This is a genomic window from Wolbachia endosymbiont of Ostrinia scapulalis (assembly GCF_023559145.1).
GTDB lineage: Bacteria > Pseudomonadota > Alphaproteobacteria > Rickettsiales > Anaplasmataceae > Wolbachia.
Genome location: NZ_CP096926.1, coordinates 603,837 through 621,326, shown reverse-complemented (window position 1 = coordinate 621,326; position 17,490 = coordinate 603,837). Strand labels below are relative to the sequence as shown.

Below are 17,490 nucleotides of genomic sequence, written 5' to 3'. Positions count from 1 at the left end.
ACTCGTTTGGGAATAAAAAAGACAATAAATACTTATTCTCCATTTTTTACCCTATTTAGATTAATCAATTCGGTTTGGACATTTTGTGATACAAAGCTGCTAACATCTTCTCCTAATCTCGCTATTTCTTTCACAAAACTTGATGAGATAAATTGAGTATCTTCAGATGCAGGAAGAAATATGGTTTCGATTTCATGGGAGAGCTTATAATTTACCCAACTCATTTGAAATTCATAATCAAAATCTGATACTGCCCTCAGTCCTCTGATAATAACAGAGGCATTTTGCTCTTTGGCAAACTTCACGAGCAACCCATTAAAAGATATAACATCTGCATTAATTTCTGCTCCTTTAACTTCATTTTCAGCCATGCTTGTGCGTAGCTTTATGTTAAAGGTAGTATGTTTGTTAACATTTTCTGCAACACCAACTATCAACTTATCGACTAGCTTACATGCTCTTTTTATTATGTCAAGGTGCCCAAAAGTTATAGGATCAAACGTACCAGGATAAATTCCTATTTTGTTATTAATGTTCATTTTTTGTTTCTATACTTCAAAAACTTTTGATGGACATAATAACGTTTTTTGTCTAAAAATAAAAGTACGTAGTTGGCCTGATAGCTCAGTTGGTAGAGCAAAGGACTGAAAATCCTTGTGTCGCTGGTTCGATTCCTGCTCAGGCCACATTCTTTTTCTTAATGTTCTATAATATATTATAATATTAATACAATTATTTAGGAAATAATGTCTAAATGTTACAATAGAATATTTAATATACTGTTAATTACATTTCTACTATTAAGTAATATCGCTTATAGTGAAAAAGTAAACAAAGAATTATCTGCTTTGACAGCGGAAAATGCAGTAAATTACAATATAATTGTTGGTTTATTGCAAACAGATGAATCTCAAAATATCTATGAGATATTCAATAATTTTGGGGTTAAAACTATATTTATTGACTACGACAAAATAATTAATCTAAAAGAAATCCAAGAAGAGTTCGCAAAACAAGATGAAATATTGGCAAAAAAGCTGATACTAGATCGAATAAAGGTTGAAGTTGCAAAATTTATCAAAGAGCAAAAGATAAACAGAATATTTATTTCAGATAACTTTCATTCAGCTCTTAAACCTTACCGCCAGCTTGTGAATGAAGCAATTGTAAAAATAGTAGATGACAATCCTACAATTCATTTGCTTACCATATGCGGTGGTTTACAAGACATTATGCATGCAAAAGAAATTGAAATAACAAATGTTGTTAATGATGAGAAGAATCATTTAAAATCAGCATCCTATCCACAAAAAGAGAATATACCTCTTCAGCAGATAAAAATTGTTCCAGGTAGTAGTTTGGAAAAAGTGGTAGCTAGATTTTTACTACCTAATCAAAATGGCTGGTTTTCAACTTATTTTCCGAATGCTCATTCAGGTACAGTAAGTAATACTACAGAGAATAGAAGAAGGCTAGAGCTACTTGGATATAAAATTGCAGCATTTGCCAATGACGGGTTAATAGAAGCTATCGAAGATAAGCATAGTAATATTTACTTTCAAAGTCATCTAGAAGCCCTTGTTGTCAAATCAGATAAAAACTCTCGTTTGTCAAGCCAAAAGGTACGTCAGGTTTCAACACTAGTTGCTATAGCGATTATAAATGATTTTCTTCATCGCGTTTAATGCTAAAATAAGGAAAATCATTTAATGTCATGCCAGTACTCTTTTTCTTGTCATTCCAGTGCGTGACACTGGAATGGCTTTGTTGCATAGGTCAAATAAAAAGAACTGGCAGTTACTGACAAAATTCACTATAAGACAAGCATTTAACCTACTAAAGAAAAATATGCCACAAAAAATGAGAGTCAGTAACTGCCATGAATATAACAAATTTCTCCAAGAGAGGGGAAATATTTTTTATTACGTCAATGATGCCATAGAAAATTGGTACGAAAAAGGTCCAAAAATGGCTGGTGGCAACTATATTTATAGCGATAAGGTCGTGATTCTGGTTCACATAATAACTTATTTATTTAGAATAGGTCTGAGACAAACAGCGGGATTTATAGCAGGGTACCTTGAGCAAGTAAGGAAAAACTTGCAAGTTATTAGCTATTCCCAGGCCTCAAGAAGGCTTAAAAAACTTAACATCAAAATTAATGATCGAAGACATGATAAAAATAATACAGAAGATATTGAGATTGCCATAGATAGTACTGATCTACAATAATATTCCAGGTCATAGCAAGGCAAATGGTACAGATAGAAAGTATCGCTGCTATGAGCAAACAAGAAAACTGCATGTAATGCTAGAGATAGGTAGCAAAAAAGTTATAGCAGCAAAATACAGTGGCGGAGTTTATTCTGACCACTATGGAGCATGTGATCTTATTGCAAGGATTGATGTTAAATATAATATAAGCACACTATATGCAGACAGGGCATATAATCGAAAGAAGTTATACAAACTGTGCGATGAGCTTGACATAAAGACAAGGATTCCTCCGCAAAATAATGCAATAGAGCATCCAAAGTTGGATTATATGGATGAGAGAAATTCTACAATCAAGCTCATAAAGTCATATGATGAAGATGGTATGAAAAGGTGGAAAAAAGAGATAAATTATGGGAAGAGATCTTATATAGAAAGTTTTTTCTCGCGACTGAAGCAAACATTTGGGTTTAGTTTTAGAAACAAATCTGAGGTTAATCGTGAGAGAGAACTGCTACTCAAGTGTTATTTGCTTAACAAATTTACTGATATAGGCATGGCTAAATTTGAGATAGCTTCATGAATTTATTCCACGTTACCTATTATCCGAAGAGTGATGCAACAAAGCCTGCTGGAATCCAGGAATTTTTTGAGCACGCAAGTTATGCCAAGTTTTTTGTTGGTAAGAAAGGCTGGATCCCAGTGTCACAAGCACTGGGATGACAGAAAGAGGGCTACTCGGGTGACATCGAAGGGGCTACTTGCATGACAACAAAGGGGCTGCTTGCATAACTCAAATTCAAAGAAAAATCATTTAATGTCATTCCAGCGCGTGACTCTGGAATCCAGAAATAAAGAACAATTGATCCCAGTGTCAGCTACTCGGATGACATCCTTTTTTTCCTGGATACCAGTCGCATGACACTACTATATAGTAGGTCCCAATTTCATCCCAGTCTGGGATCTTCTTTCAAAAATTCAAAATAATCTATCAAAAAGGAGAATATTATGTCTACAATAATTTTATCATCAATTTTAAGTAAAGCGGGCAGTATTTTTGGTCCAATTGGCCAGATTGTCGGCTCAGAACTCGGTGCTCTGCTTGGTGCACAGCTTGATAATGCAATATTTGGTCTTGATGCCGAGCAAAAGATAACGCATGAGGCGAGGCTGAAAAATCTGCAAGTTCAAACCTCAACTTATGGCAAAGCAATTCCAATTATCTATGGCACTGCTCGCGTTGCTGGAAACATTATTTGGTCATAGCCAATAAAAGAGGAGGCGATAACCACTCAAAATAAAACAGGAAGAGGTATAAATATTACATATAACTACTATGCAACACTCGCAATTGCAATTTGCAAGGGGAAAGTAGAAAAAATTAAATAGAATCTGGGCGGGTACAAAATCGCTTAGCTTTGACCAAATAGATTATACTTTTTACCACGGCAGAGAAGACCAAAACCCTGATCCGTTTATGTTATCAATTGAAGGTGAGAAGAATGTACAGCTTATAACCCCAGTTATGGATTAACCAACACAGTAAGGCTTAGAAATAGAAGGCTTTTTTGACTGCATGGAATATGAAATTAATGTAGAAAAATATGTACCAGAAAATTTATTGGCGATCTGTGCCGTGTATTTTCAAGCTCAAATTTATTTTTTAAACAACCAAAGACTGTCTCAATAATCGACCTTTTTCTCAATAAAGCCTTCTCTTTTAGTGAGATTAGTGCGTTTTTCATGCCTTTTTTCACTTTAGTGACAAGCTTTAAACCTCTATCGAAGAGTTCCTCAAAGAGCTCCTTCTTGATATAGCCTTTATCTCCGAACAAAAGTCCTGTCAGTCTTTTAGTTATAGTTGGCACAGGTTTTCTGTCATCAACGTTACCTTTGGTTAGAGTAAGTGATTGAATTTCTCCAATTTCGTTAATCACCAAGTGCAATTTAAAGCCAAAAAACCAACCATACGTGCTCTTACCAATTTCTGCTAAACCATCAAAAACTTTGTTCCTAGAGATCCTTTTCTTGTGGCAAATGGCAATCGTAGAAGTGTCAATGTAGGAAGTACCTGTCATTTTCGCTTGTTCGCAGAACCATTGAAGAAGTAATGCTAAATACCGTAAAACTCTCGGCTTTAAGGCAATAAATCTGTGATATGAAGGCATCTTTGAAAATTCTGATCTATAGAGTAACTTAAGGTAACAAAGATAAAAAGCCTTGAAGTTTTTACATGGCGATTGGTGGTATAACAGGATTATGGTTAGCATTTCTGAGTGCGCTATTTCTGGTACTCTGGTTGGTTTTTTGCCATTTGATAAGAACTTATTTGCAAAATTTTCATCTACTACACGACAAAAATCCTCGACGCAGCAGTAAAGTTCTGTAATATCTTTCTTCATGGGTAACCTCTTAAATTATTGCTAAAATACTTGAGTTTACCCTATTTCCCTCTTTATTAATTCTACTTTTATCTGTTTTCTAATCCATAACTGGGGTTATAGAGGAATATCTTACATAGTCATCAAAAATTTTCCTTTGGCAGACTATAGTAATCGTGTTCCGGTGTTTACATTTGAAGTGCAAACTGCACTGAAGCTCAGTGGATTCTCAGTAGCAGAAAACATTAAAAATATCAATATCATACCAGGTTCAGGGGAGTTTGTGTATGATACGAAAATACAGAAGAAAATTGCACGAGAAAAAATAAGCAGTAGTCAATATATTCCCTATGGACCGGCACAAAGAGTAAATCACAATAATCACACAAAAAAGAGCGATGCTATGCTTTCTTTGGACCAATTGAAGGAAAGTTTACCAAATGTTGAATGGGCATCGGTAGTGGTTAATTGGTTTGCAAGCAGTTTGAATATCAAAGATTGTAAAATATATCCTGCAGTTGAATTTCAAGACGATTCTGCTATAGTGCCTGATGATTGGCAAGTAGGAAATATAACCAGGGATAATGCCCAGCTCATTTCAAAAGATAATCATGGCAATCCAAGATATGGTGGTACAGTTAGCGATGCAGCACTAATAAGATATATAGAAGAGCTGCATAGCAGAGGTTATAAGGTGATGCTCTATCCAATGCTCTTGCTTGACACAAAAAACAAAGAGTGGCGAGGAAAATTGAGCGGTACTCCTCAGGATATAAGTGATTTTTTTGAGAATCAGTATAGCAAATTCATAGAGCATTACACGAGCATTGCCAAACAAACTAAAGTGGAAGGGTTTATAATCGGGTCTGAATTTGCGCAGCTCACCAGAGTGAAAGATGTAGAGGGTCACTATCCTGCAGTAGCAGAGCTAGTTAAAGTTGCAAAGCAAGTAAAATTTCAGTTTGGAAAAGAAGTAAACGTAACTTACGCTGCCGATTGGAGTGAGTATCATTCATATGATGGTTGGTATAATATGGATGAACTATGGTCTTCACAGTTCATCGATGTTATTGGCATAGATGCTTATTTTCCACTCACCGATGGCGAAGAACCTCCTTTTGGCTATTCTGCGAAAGATGTAACAGGTGGTTGGAGCAGTGGGGTAGGGTATGATTATTTTTACGATTACTCAAAAAGTGATCCTGAGAAAATAAAGTATAATAACAGCAAATATGCGTGGAAAAATATCGAGAAATGGTGGAGTGAAGTTCATGTAAATCCAGGTGGTAGTAAAACAAAATGGCAACCAAAAATGAAGAAAATATGGTTTACCGAATATGGATTTCCCAGTATGAACGGCTGCACTAATGAGCCCAATGTGTTTGTTGATAAAGGTAGTATAGAGAGTAAATATCCACGATACTCAAACGGAGAGGTGAGCTTTCTTTCGCAGAAAACTGCAATCGAAGGAACATTAAAAAAGTGGCAAAGCTCAGAAATGGTGGAGAAAATGTTCCTCTGGGCGTGGGATGCAAGGCCATTTCCTTATTTTCCCAACTTGTGTGATATGTGGGCTGACTGCCATAACTGGCAGACCGGGCACTGGATTCAGGGAAAAATTTCACAACTTAATGTTTCCGATGTTTTGTCTGATCTGTTGCAAAAGGTAGGTCTCAAAGGCGATCAGTTTGATACAAGTGATGTTAAAGGATTACTATCTGGGTATGTAATAAATGATCAGCAACCCGTACGCTCAATTATTAAAATGCTGCGAAGGTGCTATTTTTTTGATGTGGTTGAACAGAACTCAAAACTGAAATTTATTCAAAAGGGCAGGGGAGTGACAACTGAAATACCAATTGGCGAGATGGTTACCAATAACGTTGCAAAACTTGTTAATATTAGTCAGCTAGATTTAAATAGTAAAGTCAATGTTGTCTATTTTAACCGCAATTTTGGCTATCCAATTGATGTGAAATATGCTGAACTGCCAAAGCAGGGCAATGCTGCAACAGTTGAAATACCTCTCATTATGGAGGAAGGGGAGGCGCAAAATATAGCTGAAGTTTTACTTTATTCTTCGTGGTAAGAGAGAAATGTATACAACTTTAAGCTCCCGATAAAATATGCATGGCTTTTACCAAGTGATGTCATAGCAATTTCAGATGGCGAGAAAAGACATACGATGAGAATTATAAAAACAAAGTTTGAAAGCATGTCCATTCAAGTAATGGGAGTTAGTTATGATCCCTCTATATACAAGCTCTCCTTTCCTTCAACAAGATCACTTATGCTTAAAGAATACCCTCCTTCTCACATCAGTAAATCTATCGTAGAAATGATAGATTTACCGTATATTAAAGATAATATCTCAAGCTTTACTTTAATTAGTGAAGAGGAAAGTTGGAAAGGAGCAACGCTCTTTATTTCGTATGATGATAAAGATTATAAGCCTATCGCAAGCGCAAATACACAATCTACTTACGGATATGTTATGGAATCTAGCAATGAGGAGATTACAGTAGTGCTGCGTTTTGGTGAGCTAGATGCAACTGCGTTAGCACTGATTGGCAAAGAGGTAATAAAATTACAAAGTGCAAAGCTTATAGATAAGAATAAATACAAATTGAGTGACCTAATTAGAGGTCAAAAAGGCACTAAGAAATATGAACACACTGCAGGTGAAAAATTCGTTCTGCTTGATCATTCAATAATTTCTTTCAAAGTACAAAGGGGTAAAAAGTTTTATCTCAAAGCAGTCACCTACGGTGACTCATTGGATAATACGAAAGCGAAACTATTGATCAAGAACTTCAGCTAACCAACAGGTATATTGATTTACACTTTATTAAAAAATCCACTATAATATTAATATAGCAATATAGTAAGGTAAAATAATGATCGGTAATGTAAAAAAATTATCAAATAAAGCACCAATAATACTAACATGGGTGCCAAGAGTGCATGGTGCATCTTTACCGAATGGTAAAAATAGTACCCTGAATTATTTAGAAATAATTAAAAATCATAAATTAACAAATAAAGAGGAGAGAGACATATATCTGGTTATAAATGGTCCTGGATTTGAAGAAAATCAAATAGATAGTTTAAAACATGAGCTGAAAGGAATTGAAGGAGTACATGTTATAGACTTGCATCAATGGACTGGAGCGAAATAGATACAGGATGGAAAATAGATGGTAAAGACATTAGCATAAAGGATTTCTTCAAAAATATGTATAATATGTCGGAGGAGCAAAGGATGTATTTTGCTATTGAAATAGATACTTTTAGATTAATTGCTCTTGCTCTTTCAGAAAAAATGACAGGAGAGAAAGGTGCAATATATAGACTTTGATTCTTTAAAACCCATTCCCACTCATATAGGGAAGGATATAACAATTTCTGAGGGGATATTGTTGGGACCGATTGTTGTAGGTATTAACGATAGTGGAAAAATCGTTTATACACAGTTAAATAATGACTTAATTGCGATAAATGATTTAAGCATAGCAGTTGATATCTTATCTAAGTATAAAAGTGAAATACTAAGTCAAAAAGAAATGTGCGGTAAATTAGTAGAGTATTTACCTTCAGCTATAATTAAACTAGGTGATTGCATCAGTATGCTTGAAAAAGAGGAAGAGATGAAAAAGGAAGAAGAGAAAGATGAAATAAAAAGGATTATCAAAGAAGTGAAGAATCAGAAAGAGTATTCAGAAAGGTGTGTAGAAGATTTAAGCAATGGTAGAATAGCGACGTTATATGAACAAGCTTTTTTTCCCTTCCTTACCCAATTTGGAGCAAATTTAGGTCAACGAAATGTTGTGAGGATAGTGCATGATAAATTAATTGGTCAAGAAGAAAGCAAATGGAAGTCATTTGCTTTTGGAGAGAACAATGGTAACTATAGAATGACTCTAGCAGAAAGTGATTTATCCTGGATGAAAGGAAAAGATCTATACCGTGAACGAGTAGATAACAAGCTGGAAGGAGCAGAAGTAGACAGGGTAGCAATGGAAAAGCTATCGCTTACATAACAGTTATTAAAGGACTTTTCTATATTGAAAATAGAAAGTCCTTTAAAGCAAAGGTTCTAAATAATTGACAGTCAATAAAATATAATACTAGTATTAATCTATGTGATAGAGGGAATAATATGTCAAAAAAAATAGTTAATGCACTGAAAGATAAGGAGAGGGAGAGGAGATATGCTGATTTGAAGTCTACAGAAAGTTCTGATTATAGAACATATAAGGATTTGGATATGGACTTCAATAGTGAATATGAATTTGTTTGTGACCTTGTTATTAATGGGAAGGCAATAACTAATGATTTCATTAAAATTTATATTTAAAACATGAAAATCTCATTACAAAGGACAAAAAAGGGAGTTATCGTCTGTTTCTTAAGCAAATCTTCACGGAACACGCCGGTGCAGCAGTTCCAAATGACTCTATTATGGAAGAATTGATAACTTATTATAACAGGTCTGGGTACAAGCAATTCTTTTCTTCTCAAAGTCAAGCACTTCATTCTTTTGGATTGTGCATGTATTCATTCCACTATTTAGTTCCTTCTTACAGAGAAAGGACCTATATAAGTTGTGAAGATCGAAATTGTCTGAAGTTCAGTTTTAGCGTAAATGATGGCATATATAACGATAATAAAATTTTAGTATGTGATTTACAAAACTCAGTGGAGTTTAAACTAAAATGTGAAGTATGAAGAAGGTAAGGTGTCTCTTACTATATTCCTAAGGAGCTGAAAAACTACAAAGCAAATGATAAGAATTTGTTTGATGTTATTATTGAGTATTTTCAGAAATTTTGCGAAAAATTTGGATTTCACTTTTGTGAGGAAAAATTTGAGCATAGTCTGGATAAGCCACTTGGAGCATTAAGTGATATAAATACATTCCAAGATAAGAATCTAAACTTGAAGAATTTAAAATAAGATATTGAAATCTCTGCTTTTTTTAATAAGGTGAGTATAATAAAAAGTAAATCAAGTTTTACAGAAAACCTTTACTTATGATGAAAAGTACGTAATACGTATATAATATAAGATTGTGATATGTCAAAAAAAATAGTTAATGCATTAAAATCTGAAGTAAAAAAGCTCAAATATGCTGATTTAAAGTCTATATCAATAAAATCAGATAATTGGAACTTTAGTTACAAAACATATATTGACCTTGGTAGATCACACAACCTTACTATTAATGAGAAAGAAGTGCCTAATGAGCTTATCGAGGAGCTATATTCAAAACATAAAGATCTCATTTTAGGGAATGAAAAAGGAAAAAGAAACTATTGTTTGTTTCTTAAAGTAGTCTTTATGGAAATGTTTATACGTGTTGGTGCAACCATACGCGTCAAGTTAAGAGATTGTGAGCAAATTTAGAGAGGTTAAAGTGGATACTCTAGCCCTTCTACGTTTGTCTTTTAATGAAAATAGCGACCAAGTTATAGTGAGTTTTTTAAGAAATGCTTTTAAACTATTAATTTTGGTTAATACTAAAAATAACTCTCTAACCCGCCTTTTTAGCTCAATAAATGCCTTTGTTAAGCTAAGTTCTGTATTCTTTTTCACTTCTGTGCAACCAACTATGCCGTGAAATATAAGAATTGCGCACAATTTAGCATATAGTTCACATAATACTCTGCATGGCTTTCCTTTTAGCTTATCAAGCCTGATATAGCTTTTATACAATTTAAATAATAACTCAATTTGCCACCTTACTCTGTAAATCGTTAATACTTGCTCAGCACTAATTTTATTTTCTGGAACATTAGTTATAAATATTGACCAGTTCAACAATTTTTGATTTCTTTTAGAGGATGTATATCCCTGCGATCTTGCTAATCTATTAGCTTTCCTTCTTCTGGCCATAGACTGTTCTTCAGTTAGTTTCTGACATATAATTCTTACTCTAATTTTTGCTTCTTTTCCTAACAATACCTCGTTTTCTAAAAATAACTTATCCTCTAAACATTCTAATAACTCCATTTTTTGATTTGTTTCTACATCATATATGTTGGTATCAGATTTATAACGACTTATGAAATAAGCTCCTATTTCATTGATTTGTTTAAAAGAACTTGGCACAAAATAACCGAGATCAGATATTAGCAAATCATTGCTTAATATATTACTTAAATGTTTCCTATATCCCTGGTCTGATCTTACCCCCTCCGTTAAATTAAGTTGGTCTATTATCTGATTCATGTAGTCGAAAACTAATTGTAACTTTATTCCAGACTTAGTATTGCTTTCATAGCCACTGTAGCTAGTACCATAACCTTTATACATCTCTTCCATACTGTTAGGTAGAGTAATATAGCTACTGTCCAATAATTTAACACTATTAAATTGCTGTAAGATTTTGCAATCAACTTGCAAGATATTTTTAAAGAGAATCACAGATTCATTATACATCCTTTTCATAAATTCCACTGCTTCTTCAGTAAATCTAAAATCCAAACCTTGTTTTGTTATATCTATCGAGTCCTCGTTTAGTAATTGACACATTGTTTCTACGCTACAATTATCAACTCCTATATTACCCAAGACCATGGCTTTTACGAATGATGAACCTTTTAGCTTTCTCTTTCTTTTTATAAACCTTGTTGTAATTGAGATTTTCTCTGCTTTTTCATTAAAAAATTCTTTGAGCTTTTTTGATAAGCAAGTTATTTTATTCATTGGTTCTCTCACTAAAAGTATATCTGGGAGAACTTATACCTTATTATTCTATCTCTTTCATACCTTTATTTCCTTAACTTGACGCGTATGGTTGGTGCAACAGTTCCAAATGACCCTATTATAGAAGAATTGATAACTAGTTATCATCAAGAAGGATATAATCATTTTTTGTTTCTGCATTTATTAAAGGCTCTTTTTCCACTTGGCTTGCTTGTGTTAGATTCTGATATAATAATAACTTATAGTATGGATTGTCATAGTTCCAATTGTCTAAAACTCAGTTTTAGCATGGAATGTATAAGGGTACTTAGCAGTGATCTTGCTAATGATATCAAAACACCAGGTTTTTACAGTTCAGTAGAATTTAAACTGAACTGTAAGGGTAGAAATGTAACATATGAAGATGGTAAAGTGCTTATTAATATTCCGAAAGAGCTGAAAAATCATAAAGCAAGTGGTAGAAGTTTGTGTGACATTACTATTGAGTATTTTCAAGAATTTTTTGGAAATTTGGGATTTAAATTTGAGATAAAAGTGGAACATAGTCTAGGGGAGCCACTGAAGGTATTAAATGATGTAAGTGTGCTTTGCTCTCAGTTAGAATGTATCCGTTCAGCAGAGTGGTAAAATAAATTAGACGAAACTAATAAGTGGGTATCATGAAAGTAGCTATCATTCAGTCTTTTCATGCAAAAAACAATGATGTCATTCCAGCGCGTGACCAGTTCTGATTGCCTGTTCTGGATCCCAGTATCAAGTACTGGGATGACAAGAGTAAAGAGAACACTGAGATGACAAAGCACTGGTATGAAGGCTTAGTAATTTATGACGGTGTCATTCCAGCGCGTGACCAGTTCTGATTGCCTGGTCAGTCCTCTTGATTTCAGTGTTAGGCTACTCGAATAACAGGTGTTACTGAAATAACACCGATGGGCTACTGGAAGGATAAGAGGCTACTTGAATGAAAAGAAAGGGAGCAATGGCTTGCACATTTCCTTGAACAGATAGGTTAAATTAGGTTGAAGTTTTAGCAGCAGCAAGTCTGTTAAAATCTTCTTCAGCGTGGTACGATGACCGCGTTAATGGGCTTGATGCAACTACCAAAAAGCCTTTGGAATAAGCAATATATTTATAATGCTCAAACTCTTCTGGGGTAACATATCTATCAACCTTTACATGCTTTGGAGTTGGTTGCAAATATTGACCAATTGTAATGAAGTCAACTTCGGCGCTACGTAAATCATCCATAACCTGAAAGATTTCTTCTTTTGTTTCTCCAAGACCAACCATAAGCCCTGACTTCGTAAAAAGTTTAGGATTAATCTGTTTCACCATCTTTAGCAAATATAGTGAATGAAAATAACGAGCTCTTGGTCTTATTTTTGCATACAGCCTTGGTACTGTTTCGATGTTGTGGTTATAAACATCAGGTGATGCAATAGCTATTGCTTCAAACGCTCCTTTCTTATTTAAAAAATCAGGAGTGAGGATCTCTATTGTTGTTTCCGAAGTTATCTTTCTAATTTCTTCTATACACCTTATAAACTGATTTGCACCACCATCTGGTAAATCGTCACGGTCAACAGAGGTAATGACAACGTGCTTTAAATTTAACTTTTTTATTGCTTTTGCTAAATTTTCTGGTTCATGAGGATCGAGCTTATCAGGAATGCCAGTTGCAACGTTGCAAAACGCACAAGCACGAGTACAAACAGAACCGAGAATCATCACAGTAGCATGACGTTTATTCCAACATTCACCAATATTTGGACACGCAGCTTCTTCGCATACTGTATGTAAGTTATGTAGCTTAACAGTGTTTAAGGTTTCATTGAATATTTTACCAGCTGGAGCTTTTGCTCTGAGCCATATAGGCTTACTATGCATCTGAAACAGCTAATTCTACCTCTTGTTTTGCTAAAACTTTCTTTAATCTTCTTTTTATCTTTTGTGCTTCTTTACTTAGTTTAATTGTTTTTGTATTGAGCAAGAAAGCATCAAGATCACCTTTATAGTCTATAGTTCTTAAAGTTCTTGTTGCTATACGAAAGCTAAACTTTTTGTCTAATATATTACTCGTCAATGTAACTTTATGTAAATTTAAGAGAAAGGTACGCTTTGTTTTACGATTTGAATGCGATACCTTATTACCAAAAGACTTTTTTCTATTTGTTAACTCACAAATTCTACTCACTTCAATATACCAATTTATCCTATGTAACTAGGTTAACCTGATATAGTTAAATAGTCAACTCCCTTGCTTGATTTTTATACCATATACTGCCTTATAGCCAAAAAACACTGTAATTTTTTCTATTACAAGAGAAACCATATGCTGCATTTCTAATGCTTTACTGCCATTTGTTACTAACAGATACAGCACACCAGAGTTTACGTTTTGTGCGTATGAGATCTTTTGTGGTTTTGTACATTCTGCTAATTCCTCTCCAACTATACTTTTCCAGTTTAAAATAAGACGTATTTCATTTTTGCTGATCTTATTTTTCATGCATTTTAATGCATAGTTTTCTATTATAGATTTTAATTTCTTTGGCCCGCTATATTTAAACATCTTTCCAGTGCTTAAAATTAAATTATATTACAACTTTCTTATACAAAAAACTAACTTATTGTTTTCATGACCCTCGGCCTCACACATAAAAAGCAGTATTTGTATATCTAGCATTTGCCAGAATTTTGTGTTTCCTACCTTGTAATCATTTTTAATTTTAATTTGTTAAATTATTATGAAGCTAAGTAAAATTCGAGTAAAGTATAGTATTTCCAAGAAGATTATCTTTTTACTGTATGCCGTAATTTTCTTATAGCTATCTGTTTTTTAAGATCTTTCTGCAATCCAAGCTGCTTGAATGGCCTCTAATATTTTTTCATTACAATACTTTTCATCATCATCAAACTCTTCTAAATCCAAGACTTTTCTTTTAAGTTCAGTGAATCTAATACTAATTATATCTTCATTTGGAAATTTCTCTTCTAGAGCTTCTGCAATATCTTCTATATCAAGCCATTTCATACTTTTTTAATAAATTAAACTGGTGCCCATGGGGAGACTTGAACTCCCAAGGTCGCAAAACCCACGGATTTTAAGTCCGCTGCGTCTACCGATTCCGCCACACGGGCTTTATTTATCTAGAGTAAAATTCTACTACTAAATTGACTTCCATGTCTGCTGAATATGGGACTTCGGAATATTGAGGCGCTCTCAAATACTTCACTGAAAGTGCTTTGCTATCTGCCTCTAAATAATCTGGAGCCTTACGTTCTTGTTTTTGTTCAGCCTCTATTAATATAGGAATTTTTGCTGCTCTTTCCCTTATTTTTACTATATCACCAGGCTTCACTCTATAACTTGATATGTTAACCACCTTATCATTAACTGTAACATGTTTATGAGATATAAGCTGTTTTGCCGAGTAAATTGTTGGCACAAAACCAGAGTGATATAAAACAGAACTTAACCTTGATTCTAAGGCACCAATAAAATTATCAGCCGTATAACCTTTTCTTTTGTAAGCATCTAAAAATGTACGTCTAAGCTGTTTGCTTGAAATTGCATAGTAGAACTTAAATTTTTTATGTGCAGCAAACTGCTTACCAAAGTCAGATAACTTCTTAAATCCAAGAATACCATGCTGACCTGGAGGGTATTTTCTTTTATTGACCGAATCTTTTGCTCTACCCCATAAGTTTACACCAAGCCTGCGACTGATTCTATACTTTCTATTGATAACAGTTGTCATACAAAAATTCTCACAATCTAACTATAAATTATTAATGATTTTAACATTAAGTGTCAACTTGTTTTTGCCACTATGATATAGTATACTTCACTTTTAAGTTTTCCTATTAATACATGAATCATCTACTATTAAAATCCATGGCAAATGCTGTCCGCTTTTTATCAATTGATGCAGTACAAAAAGCAAATTCTGGACATCCAGGTATGCCACTTGGCATGGCAGATGTTGCCACTGTATTATTTGCTAAATATCTAAACCATAACCCTGATGATTCTCAATGGATCAGTAGAGATCGTTTCGTCCTATCAAATGGTCACGGTTCAATGTTGCAATACTCTATATTATATCTGACAGGCTACATTAGTATAGATGAACTAAAAAACTTCAGGCAACTTACATCAAAAACTCCAGGTCACCCAGAATTTGGCTTAACTTTTGGTATAGAAGCAACAACAGGCCCGCTTGGTCAGGGATTTGCCACTGCTGTTGGCATGGCACTTGCTGAATCGATTCTTGCAAAGCAGTTTGAAATCAGTCACTACACTTACGTAATGCTAGGAGATGGTTGTCTTATGGAAGGTATAAGCCATGAAGCAGCGTCCCTTGCTGGGCATCTTAAATTAAATAAGCTGATAGCACTTTTTGACGACAATGACATCTCTATAGACGGCTCTACTAGCCTCTCTTGCTCTGATGATGTAGAAAAGCGTTTTTCAGCGTGTGGATGGAATGTTGACAAAATCGATGGGCATGACTTTGATGCTATATCCCTTGCAATAGAGCAGGCGCAAAAGTCTGATAAACCTACACTAATCTGTTGCAAAACTATTATCGGAAAATTTTCAAGCCGTGCTGGCACATCTTCTGCTCATAGTGGTGCCTTTACAGAGGAAGATGTAAAACAGATGAGAGAAAAATTGAATTGGAACTATGAACCATTTTATGTACCAGAAGATGTGAAAAACGCTTGGATGGAAACAGTTAAGAGGGCAAAACAAAACTATACATCCTTGATCAATGAAGAACTACAAAGAAGACTTGAGAAACGTTTGCCGAATAACATCGAGAGTGATTTGGCTAACCTGAGGAAACAAATATGTGAGCTCATGCCAAACGAAACTACTCGATCTTCTTTCGGCAGAGTAATGGAACTATTAACTAAGTCTATGCCAGAACTAATTGGTGGCTCTGCTGATCTTACCGGTTCAAATTGTACTAAATATAAGCACATGCAGGCAATAGATAGTAATAATTATAGTGGCTCTTATGTACACTATGGAGTGAGAGAGCACGCTATGGCAGCTTGTATGAATGGTATGGCTCTTCATGGTGGGATTATTCCTTATGGTGGAACTTTTTTAGTATTTTCCGACTACTGCCGCCCTGCTATACGTCTTTCAGCCTTGATGAAACAGCAGGTTATATATGTAATGACTCATGACTCAATTGGAGTAGGAGAAGATGGTCCAACTCACCAGCCAGTAGAGCATTTAGCCTCTTTGCGAGTTATACCAAATCTATATGTTTTTAGGCCAGCTGATGCAATTGAAACTTTAGAGTGCATTAGCATTGCACTTGAAAAAAAAGAGTCACCTGCACTATTTGCGCTTTCAAGGCAAAATATTAATTACATGCACTCTTATACTGACCAATTGGCCAACCTATCAAAATTTGGTGCATATATACTATGCGAATATTCAGGGAAGCTAGAAGTGACGATATTTGCTACCGGATCTGAAGTTGAAATTGCAGTTGGGGCAAAAGAAAAATTACAGGAAAAAGGTGTAGGTACAAGGGTCATTTCTATGCCGTGTTGGAGGCTTTTTGACGAGCAAAGTGATGAATATAAAGGGGTAGTATTAAATAATGACAGTATTAAAGTTGCAATTGAAGCTGGAAGTGAAGTGGGTTGGCATAAATATATAGGTTCAAACGGTATATTTATTGGCATGAAAAATTTTGGAGAATCAGCACCTTATGAAGCTCTTTATAAGCATTTTAATATTAGCGCTGATTATGTAGTAAAATGTGTTTGTGAAAACGCTTTTTATCATTCCACTGCGCATAAAGTTACTTAATGCACTCAGCCAGTGCCGTTATTATGATATATATAACAATGTTACAAAAATAATATCATAGAATTCAAGAATTACTACGTGCTAAAAAAAGCAAAATGCTGTTTATAAGAATAAATGGCAAACACTCAACCAATTTCTATTTGTAAATCAGGTGAAGTCAAACCTATAAAAAATTTGGGAGTGTTCATACGCGTCAAGAAAGGTGGTTTTTTTAAAAATATCTTAAATTTTTGATCAAAAACTACCTCACTCTACACTTCCGCCATTTTCTTCAATTTAAGCTACAGCACCAGCAAGGACTTTTTAACTTGCCAAACAGGTACAGATTTAAAACCTTAAAAAACATTT

Annotated in this window: 13 protein-coding genes, 2 tRNA genes and 5 pseudogenes; 11 read left to right on the top strand and 9 right to left on the bottom strand. The window is 34.4% G+C overall.

Features of this window, described 5'->3' with window-relative positions; all coding sequences use genetic code 11:
• Positions 1 to 32: 32 nt before the first annotated feature.
• Positions 33 to 539, bottom strand: coding sequence for a pantetheine-phosphate adenylyltransferase (gene coaD, locus M1L26_RS03180; RefSeq protein ID WP_015587724.1), 507 nt, complete (start codon positions 537 to 539; stop codon positions 33 to 35).
• Positions 540 to 613: 74 nt separating this feature from the next.
• Here coaD and M1L26_RS03175 point away from each other — a divergent pair.
• The 5 genes and pseudogenes from M1L26_RS03175 to M1L26_RS03150 all read left to right on the top strand — a co-directional run bounded on the left by M1L26_RS03175 (position 614) and on the right by M1L26_RS03150 (position 3,480).
• Positions 614 to 686: transfer RNA gene (locus tag M1L26_RS03175), tRNA-Phe, on the top strand.
• 60 nt (positions 687 to 746) lie between these two features.
• A complete protein-coding gene (locus M1L26_RS03170) occupies positions 747 to 1,685 on the top strand; it encodes a gamma-glutamyl-gamma-aminobutyrate hydrolase family protein (protein WP_211908358.1) in 939 nt (312 codons plus the stop codon).
• Positions 1,686 to 1,848: 163 nt separating this feature from the next.
• Positions 1,849 to 2,797 (top strand): annotated as a pseudogene (locus M1L26_RS06575) (IS5 family transposase).
• Positions 2,794 to 2,937 carry a hypothetical protein gene (locus tag M1L26_RS03155; RefSeq protein WP_211907985.1) on the top strand — a complete coding sequence of 48 codons (144 nt, stop codon included), beginning with the start codon at positions 2,794 to 2,796 and terminating at the stop codon, positions 2,935 to 2,937. The pseudogene M1L26_RS06575 and the gene M1L26_RS03155 overlap by 4 nt, the downstream one beginning before the upstream one ends.
• A gap of 285 nt (positions 2,938 to 3,222) precedes the next feature.
• Positions 3,223 to 3,480, top strand: a complete 258-nt coding sequence (locus M1L26_RS03150) for a hypothetical protein (RefSeq protein ID WP_250120408.1) — start codon at positions 3,223 to 3,225, stop codon at positions 3,478 to 3,480.
• 264 nt (positions 3,481 to 3,744) lie between these two features.
• Here M1L26_RS03150 and M1L26_RS03145 read toward each other — a convergent pair.
• Positions 3,745 to 4,616: pseudogene (locus tag M1L26_RS03145) on the bottom strand (IS982 family transposase).
• A gap of 97 nt (positions 4,617 to 4,713) precedes the next feature.
• Here M1L26_RS03145 and M1L26_RS03140 point away from each other — a divergent pair.
• From M1L26_RS03140 to M1L26_RS03105, 4 genes and pseudogenes are all read left to right on the top strand, one after another.
• Positions 4,714 to 7,416: pseudogene (locus M1L26_RS03140) on the top strand (glycoside hydrolase/phage tail family protein); the annotation flags it as partial.
• A gap of 76 nt (positions 7,417 to 7,492) precedes the next feature.
• A pseudogene (locus M1L26_RS06465) lies at positions 7,493 to 8,635 on the top strand (hypothetical protein).
• Between the two features lie 119 nt (positions 8,636 to 8,754).
• A pseudogene (locus M1L26_RS06460) lies at positions 8,755 to 9,551 on the top strand (hypothetical protein).
• 120 nt (positions 9,552 to 9,671) lie between these two features.
• Entirely contained in the window at positions 9,672 to 10,001 is a 330-nt protein-coding gene (locus M1L26_RS03105; RefSeq protein WP_250120404.1) for a hypothetical protein, read from the top strand.
• Here M1L26_RS03105 and M1L26_RS03100 read toward each other — a convergent pair.
• Positions 9,978 to 11,303 carry an IS4 family transposase gene (locus M1L26_RS03100; protein WP_250120086.1) on the bottom strand — a complete coding sequence of 442 codons (1,326 nt, stop codon included), beginning with the start codon at positions 11,301 to 11,303 and terminating at the stop codon, positions 9,978 to 9,980. The two genes, M1L26_RS03105 and M1L26_RS03100, sit on opposite strands and share 24 nt — an antisense overlap.
• 87 nt (positions 11,304 to 11,390) lie before the next feature.
• Here M1L26_RS03100 and M1L26_RS03095 point away from each other — a divergent pair, with 87 nt between their 5' ends.
• Positions 11,391 to 11,930 carry a hypothetical protein gene (locus tag M1L26_RS03095; RefSeq protein ID WP_250120403.1) on the top strand — a complete coding sequence of 180 codons (540 nt, stop codon included), beginning with the start codon at positions 11,391 to 11,393 and terminating at the stop codon, positions 11,928 to 11,930.
• A gap of 387 nt (positions 11,931 to 12,317) precedes the next feature.
• Here the strand turns inward: M1L26_RS03095 and lipA are convergent, their stop codons facing one another.
• From lipA to rpsD, 6 genes are all read right to left on the bottom strand, one after another.
• The gene (gene lipA, locus M1L26_RS03090; protein WP_250120402.1) at positions 12,318 to 13,190 is read right to left on the bottom strand and encodes a lipoyl synthase; all 873 of its coding nucleotides are present in this window, start codon (positions 13,188 to 13,190) and stop codon (positions 12,318 to 12,320) included.
• Complete coding sequence (rpmB, locus tag M1L26_RS03085; RefSeq protein WP_015588578.1) at positions 13,183 to 13,497, bottom strand: 50S ribosomal protein L28; 315 nt, start codon at positions 13,495 to 13,497, stop codon at positions 13,183 to 13,185. The genes lipA and rpmB overlap by 8 nt, the downstream gene beginning before the upstream one ends.
• 54 nt (positions 13,498 to 13,551) lie before the next feature.
• A complete protein-coding gene (locus tag M1L26_RS03080) occupies positions 13,552 to 13,875 on the bottom strand; it encodes a DUF721 domain-containing protein (protein WP_143689050.1) in 324 nt (107 codons plus the stop codon).
• 267 nt (positions 13,876 to 14,142) lie between these two features.
• Positions 14,143 to 14,337, bottom strand: a complete 195-nt coding sequence (gene iscX, locus M1L26_RS03075; RefSeq protein WP_007302643.1) for a Fe-S cluster assembly protein IscX — start codon at positions 14,335 to 14,337, stop codon at positions 14,143 to 14,145.
• A 20-nt stretch (positions 14,338 to 14,357) separates the two neighbouring features.
• Positions 14,358 to 14,444: transfer RNA gene (locus M1L26_RS03070), tRNA-Leu, on the bottom strand.
• 5 nt (positions 14,445 to 14,449) lie between these two features.
• Positions 14,450 to 15,064 carry a 30S ribosomal protein S4 gene (rpsD, locus tag M1L26_RS03065; RefSeq protein WP_006012690.1) on the bottom strand — a complete coding sequence of 205 codons (615 nt, stop codon included), beginning with the start codon at positions 15,062 to 15,064 and terminating at the stop codon, positions 14,450 to 14,452.
• Between the two features lie 113 nt (positions 15,065 to 15,177).
• Between rpsD and tkt the strand changes: the two genes are divergently transcribed.
• Positions 15,178 to 17,142: a transketolase gene (gene tkt / locus M1L26_RS03060; RefSeq protein WP_250120401.1), complete on the top strand. Its 1,965-nt coding sequence runs from the start codon at positions 15,178 to 15,180 to the stop codon at positions 17,140 to 17,142.
• Positions 17,143 to 17,490 lie beyond the last annotated feature (348 nt).